Raw genomic sequence first — 2254 nt, 5'->3', positions numbered from 1 at the left:
CTCTTTGTTTGAGAGTGATTTTATTTTCGGATTGAAAACCTGTTAGGAGAATCAAGAAGATGAAAATCCGTCCATTACACGACCGTGTTGTTGTACGCCGCAAAGAAGAAGAGACCACAAGTGCGGGTGGTATTGTATTGCCTGGTAGTGCGACTGAAAAACCTTCTCAGGGTGAAGTAATAGCTGTGGGTACTGGAAAAATTCTGGATAACGGTGATGTTAAAGCTTTGGCTGTAAAAGAAGGCGATATTGTAGTGTTTGGTCAATATGCTGGTAATACCGTTAAGATCGATGGTGAAGAGCTATTGATTATGAGTGAAAGCGACCTTTACGGCGTGATAGAAGCTTAGTACCGGTTAGCCGGTTCAGAGAATTATTTTAAAAGTGCCTAACTAAATAGGCAAACAGTTTAAGTAGGAAAAGTATATGAGCGCTAAAGACGTTAAATTTGGTGATTCGGCTCGTCAAGGCATGTTGGCCGGTGTAAACATTCTAGCAGATGCAGTAAAGGTAACTTTGGGCCCTAAAGGTCGTAACGTTGTATTAGACAAATCTTTTGGTGCACCGACGGTGACTAAAGATGGTGTGTCTGTTGCGAAAGAAATCGAGCTTAAAGACAAGTTCGAAAACATGGGTGCGCAGATGGTAAAAGAAGTTGCATCACAAACTAATGATGCTGCGGGTGATGGAACAACGACTGCAACAGTTTTGGCTCAGTCTATCGTTAACGAAGGTTTGAAGGCTGTTGCTGCGGGTATGAACCCAATGGACCTGAAACGTGGCATCGACAAAGGTGTGCAAGTTGCAGTTCAAGCGGTTAAAGGCTTTGCTCGTCCATGTGAAGATACTAAAGCGATTGCTCAAGTAGGCACAATCTCAGCAAACAGCGATAGCTCTGTTGGTAGCATCATTGCTGAAGCGATGGAAAAAGTAGGTAAAGAAGGTGTTATCACTGTTGAAGAAGGTAGTGGCTTCGAAGATGAGCTAGCCGTTGTTGAAGGTATGCAGTTCGATCGTGGTTACTTATCACCTTACTTTATCAACAATCAGGACAATATGAGTGCAGAGCTTGAGAGCCCATTTATATTATTGGTTGATAAGAAGGTTTCTAACATTCGTGAGCTACTTCCTGTACTGGAAAGTGTTGCTAAAGCAAGCAAGCCATTATTGATCATTGCTGAAGATATCGAAGGCGAAGCGCTAGCGACTCTAGTTGTAAACAACATGCGTGGCATTGTTAAGGTGGCAGCGGTTAAGGCACCTGGCTTTGGCGATCGTCGTAAGGAAATGCTACAGGATATCGCTACTCTAACGGGTGGTACGGTTATTTCTGAAGAAGTTGGTTTGTCTCTAGAAACCGCAACAATTGATAACTTGGGTACAGCGAAGAGCGTTAACATCAGTAAAGAAAATACGACGATTATCGATGGTGCAGGTCAAGCTGCAGAAATCGAAGGGCGTGTTAACCAGATTCGTAAGCAAATCGAAGAAAGCAGTTCAGACTATGATCGTGAGAAGCTTCAAGAGCGTGTAGCTAAATTAGCTGGCGGTGTTGCGGTAATCAAAGTAGGTGCTGGTTCTGAAGTCGAGATGAAAGAGAAGAAGGCTCGTGTCGAAGATGCGCTTCACTCTACTCGTGCAGCCGTTGAAGAAGGTGTTGTTGCAGGTGGCGGCGTATCATTGATTCGTGCTCTACAAGCGATTGAAGATCTTCAAGGTGATAACGAAGATCAAAACGTTGGTATTAACTTGCTACGTCGCGCAATGGAAGCACCTATGCGTCAAATCGTTGAGAATGCCGGTGGCGAAGGTTCTGTCGTGACTGATAAGGTTAAGCAGGGCGAAGGTAGCTTTGGTTACAATGCTGCATCGGGTGAATATGGCGATATGTTGGAAATGGGTATTCTTGATCCGGCTAAGGTGACGCGTACAGCGCTTCAATCAGCAGGTTCTGTTGCTGGTTTGATGATCACTACTGAATGCATGGTTACCGATATCGTAGAAGAGGGTGCAGCAGCACCAGCTATGCCTGATATGGGTGGCATGGGTGGCATGGGTGGAATGATGTAATCCAGCCTTTCACGCTTTGTGATTAAGAAACCCGGCTTTTGCCGGGTTTCTTGCGTTTGGGGCTAAGTACTTGAGGCATGTCTCAAGAAAACCCTGCAAAGGTATGAAAAACCGTTAATAAAGGTAGATTTATCATATTAAATAGTCTGTAATTGGTCGCTTTTTAGAGCAGTAGGCTCCCTAC

The 2254-nt window shown here is 44.4% G+C and carries 2 protein-coding genes; both read left to right on the top strand.

What is annotated here, in order from left to right:
- Positions 1–59: 59 nt before the first annotated feature.
- Positions 60–350, top strand: a complete 291-nt coding sequence (locus A3757_RS16280) for a co-chaperone GroES (RefSeq protein WP_068509031.1) — start codon at positions 60–62, stop codon at positions 348–350.
- A gap of 76 nt (positions 351–426) precedes the next feature.
- Positions 427–2070 (top strand): chaperonin GroEL, encoded by a 1644-nt coding sequence (groL, locus tag A3757_RS16275; protein WP_068509033.1) that lies wholly within the window; start codon positions 427–429, stop codon positions 2068–2070.
- Positions 2071–2254 lie beyond the last annotated feature (184 nt).

The sequence above is a fragment of the Oleiphilus sp. HI0117 genome, from assembly GCF_001635235.1.
The sequence above is the reverse complement of the archived record's forward strand: the minus strand, read 5'-3'. Positions and strand labels throughout refer to the sequence as shown.